Origin of the sequence: Aphanothece microscopica RSMan92 (assembly GCF_046613545.2) — a bacterium.
GTDB lineage: Bacteria > Cyanobacteriota > Cyanobacteriia > PCC-6307 > Cyanobiaceae > NIES-981.
The window spans coordinates 1-3,555 of record NZ_JBKKKY020000123.1 but is presented as its reverse complement, the minus strand read 5'-3'; the positions used below and the strand labels follow the sequence as shown (position 1 = coordinate 3,555).

At 63.5% G+C, this 3,555-nt stretch carries 4 protein-coding genes; 2 read left to right on the top strand and 2 right to left on the bottom strand.

Features of this window, described 5'->3' with window-relative positions:
• Positions 1-759: transglutaminase-like domain-containing protein (locus ACLD7X_RS16165; RefSeq protein WP_411424704.1), on the top strand; the 759-nt coding region annotated here is incomplete at its 5' end.
• On the opposite strand, the gene ACLD7X_RS16160 is transcribed toward ACLD7X_RS16165, so the two are convergent.
• Positions 749-1,225 carry a hypothetical protein gene (locus ACLD7X_RS16160; RefSeq protein WP_412007267.1) on the bottom strand — a complete coding sequence of 159 codons (477 nt, stop codon included), beginning with the start codon at positions 1,223-1,225 and terminating at the stop codon, positions 749-751. The two genes, ACLD7X_RS16165 and ACLD7X_RS16160, sit on opposite strands and share 11 nt — an antisense overlap.
• A 324-nt stretch (positions 1,226-1,549) precedes the next feature.
• Here ACLD7X_RS16160 and cynS point away from each other — a divergent pair, with 324 nt between their 5' ends.
• Complete coding sequence (cynS, locus tag ACLD7X_RS16155; RefSeq protein ID WP_411424705.1) at positions 1,550-1,978, top strand: cyanase; 429 nt, start codon at positions 1,550-1,552, stop codon at positions 1,976-1,978.
• Positions 1,979-2,189: 211 nt separating this feature from the next.
• Here the strand turns inward: cynS and ACLD7X_RS16150 are convergent, their stop codons facing one another.
• Positions 2,190-3,071 carry a formate/nitrite transporter family protein gene (locus ACLD7X_RS16150; protein ID WP_411424702.1) on the bottom strand — a complete coding sequence of 294 codons (882 nt, stop codon included), beginning with the start codon at positions 3,069-3,071 and terminating at the stop codon, positions 2,190-2,192.
• Positions 3,072-3,555: the final 484 nt, after the last annotated feature.

Below are 3,555 nucleotides of genomic sequence, written 5' to 3'. Positions count from 1 at the left end.
ACCCCGGAGCCCAGCCGCTTCTATGCCCTGCTGGCCGCCAGCGGCGATGAAATCCTGCGGGCCCGCTTCGGTGGGTCCACCGAGGAGTTTCTGGTGCGGGCCGTCAGCGAGGTGGAGACCGAGACACCGCCGCTGTTGCAGGCCTGCCTGGAGGAGGCCGAACCGCTGTTGCCCTACCCGGTGGGCCGCCTCAACGGCGATCTGATGGGAGCGCTGCAGGGGTGGCTGCCCAACGGCCAGCACGATCCCGCCGCCGTCGACATGGCCCAGGAGGCCCTGATGGGCAGTGACCAGCGGGCCCTGATGTTTCTGCAACAGCTGGTGGAGATGATCCAGGACCGGGTCAAGTACACCCAGCGGCACGTCGGGCCTGCCTGGCCTGCGGGGCGCACCCTGAAGGAACGGGTGGGCTCCTGCCGGGATCTGGCGATGCTGATGGTGGAAGCCTGCCGCTGCGTCGGTCTGCCGGCCCGGTTCGTCAGCGGTTACCACCTCGTGGACCCCGCCCCCGAGCGCTACGACCTCCATGCCTGGGCGGAGGTGTACCTGCCCGGCGCCGGCTGGCGCGGCTTCGATCCGAGTGGCATCGGCGCGATCGATGATCGCTACGTCACCCTGGCCACCTCCTCCAAGCCTGAACTCACGGCGGCGATCACCGGAAGCTTCTCAGGGCCCCCGGAGGTCACGAGCGAGTTCTCCTGGTCGATCCAGGCGGAGGTGCTCGATCCGGTGGCCCGGAACAGTCAGCTCACCAGTTGAGCCCGTGCAGCTTGGGCAGCGGCGCTGTGCGGGAGGTGGTGGCGAAGAGGCGGGGGATGGCCTGGCTGTTGTAGACACGGAATTCGCGCACCACGCTGGCCCCCTCGTCACGCACCGCCTGGTTCAGCACCACGGAGCCGTCGGGATCGGAGACCGAGCGGTGGAAGGTGCCGGGCGGGATCCGCAGGATGTCGCCGCCGGTCTCCAGGCGCACGATGTGGAACGGGTAATTCCAGCCGAAATTGACCAGATAAAAGGTCCGACCACCATGCAGCGCCAGGAGGTTGTCCTCCTGGTGGGGATGCAGATAGAACTGCCAGGCCCCTGAGGCGGGATCATCCGGAGGGGAGGTGGCCGGTCCGGCGTGGATCACCAGGTCGCGGGCATTGGAAGCTGCCACCGTGATGTCGAAGAACCGCACGGCCGGGGTGTCCCGGAATTTCTCGTAGGGGATGAGCTCGAACATCGGCGCCGGCCTCGGCGTGGTGGCGATCATGGCGGGAGGTGTTGGGGAACACCGGCTGGCAATGGGCCAGTGAAACGAACCGGCGGGGGGGCTAACCGTTGCTTCCACTACCGAAGCGCCGATTGGTGGCCCAGTTCGGCCGCCGGCCGGCCGGGGCCCCGGGCATCCCGGGCTGGACCGAGCCAGAGGCGGGGCAGAACGAGGTAACAATCGTGACACGGAAATCTCTCCTTTCAGGAGACCATGATTAAGCCCCTTCGGGCAACGCTAACCACGGCGAGAGAGCCGATGTTGCGTTCATTTTCCTGCGACTCATCACCTGATATGGTATCGACACTGCTGGCGGCCAAAAAAGCCAAGAATCTCAGCTTTGCTGACCTGGAATCCATGCTTGGTCGGGATGAAGTCTGGATCGCCTCCCTCTTCTACGGGCAGTCAACAGCCTCAGCCGAAGAAGCCGCCAAGCTGGGGGAAATCCTCGATCTCGACAGCGCCACCATGGAAGCTCTGCAGGCCTACCCGACCAAGGGGTCGCTGGATCCTGTGATCCCGACAGACCCGCTGATCTATCGGTTTTACGAGATCATGCAAGTGTATGGAATGCCCTTGAAGGATGTGATTCAGGAGAAGTTTGGCGATGGCATCATGAGCGCGATCGACTTCACCCTGGATGTCGACAAAGTCGAGGATCCCGCTGGTGCGCGCGTGAAGGTGACCATGTGCGGAAAGTTTCTCCCCTACAAGAAGTGGTGAGCCTCTCATGAGCCCCCAGGGGCGAGGTCGGGTCGGATCATCCCCAACCTCAACTTGTGCCTTCCGCCCGCCTTCCGGCGGGCTTTCTGTTGGCTGCTCAGCCGGGATCTGGCAGGGAGCGAACACGGCGAAGCTCCATGAAAAAATCCCCGGCTACGGGCCGGGGATTCAGGCGATCCAGCCTCAGACTGTCTGCTGAGGGTAGGGCAGATCAGCGGGCACCCAGCTCGGCGGCGAGCTCCCGCTCCAGCTTCTCATCGTGCACACGGGGCAGCACGTTATCCACCGATGTGCGGTGGGTGCTGTAGAAGAGCATGCCGATGAAGACCATGCCGCCAACGATGTTGCCGAGGGTCACCGGCAGATAGTTCCAGAAGGCGATCTGACCGAAGCTGACCCCGGAGCCGAGCAGGGGGCCTGTGGTGTGGAGGAACATGTTCACGACGATGTGCTCCATGCCCAGCGCCTGGAACGCCGTGATCGGCAACCAGCAGGCGAGGATCTTTCCGGGCACACTCTTGCTGACCAGAGCCAGGGTCACGCCCAGGCACACCAACCAGTTGGCGATCAGGCCCCGCAGGAAGGCAAGAAAGAAGCCCAGCGCTCCCAGGGACTGGTACTTGACGATCACGTTGGCCTTGTTCAGGCCGATGATCTTGTTGGCCACGCCAACCCAGTCGCCCGAACCCGCCGCCAGATCCGCGGTGCCGCCGCTGGTGAGGCTCATGGCAAAGAGGATGCCCACCAGGCCGGTGCCCAGGAAGTTCCCGATCCAGACCCAGATCCAGTTGCGGATGGTTTTGCTCCAGGTCGTCTTGCCCGCCCAGACCGCCATGGGCAGGAGGGCGAAGTTCCCCGTGACCAGCTCCATGCCGAACAGGATGATGCTGGCAAATCCAAAGGGGAAGATCAGCGAGCCGATCCAGGGGATGCCGGTCTGGTGCATGATCGTCAGGGCCAGACACAGGGCCAGTCCGAGCACGGAACCCGAGTAGAAACCCCGGATCAGCAGATTCCTGACGCTGACGGTGGATTTCTTGCCGCCGGCGGCAATCATGCCGTCAACGAGCTCATTGGGTAAGACGTAATCCATCTGAGAAGCAGGATCTGCCATGGAGATATGGAAATAGGGATGGGGGACGACTCAGCCTGAGCTCAGGGAGCCAGGAAGACGACGTCGGGATGGAATCGGGGAAAGCCGATTCCATGCGAACAGGCATTCGCGGACAGGCCAGCACACCACCGATCCAGCAGGATGGTGAAACGTGCCCGAGATGGGTGGGAGTGGAGAGATCGGGGGCTTCGGGAACCGAGAAACGGAACCACAAGAGATGTGCCCAGGGCCGATCATCCTGAGATGCGCAGCGGGAAGGATTGCGGCCTGAGCCTGATCCAGCCCGATAGCTATTAAGCCAGTGAATTGTCAGGCTGCCTGTAGCTCGTGTTACGAACCAGGGAATCAGTCCGATGGTGGTGGGCAAGGCCAATCAGGTGGTGCGCCCGATCTCACCCCACATGCGCACGGCACCGGTTCGAAGGAGGTCCCACACCTGCCGCATGGCCATCAGGTCACGCTC

Coding starts and splice junctions, on each gene's coding strand:
- ACLD7X_RS16160 (WP_412007267.1), bottom strand. CDS start 1,225: ATGTTCGAGCTCATCCCCTACGAGAAATTCCGGGACACCCCGGCCGTG.
- ACLD7X_RS16150 (WP_411424702.1), bottom strand. CDS start 3,071: ATGGATTACGTCTTACCCAATGAGCTCGTTGACGGCATGATTGCCGCC.
- cynS (WP_411424705.1), top strand. CDS start 1,550: ATGGTATCGACACTGCTGGCGGCCAAAAAAGCCAAGAATCTCAGCTTT.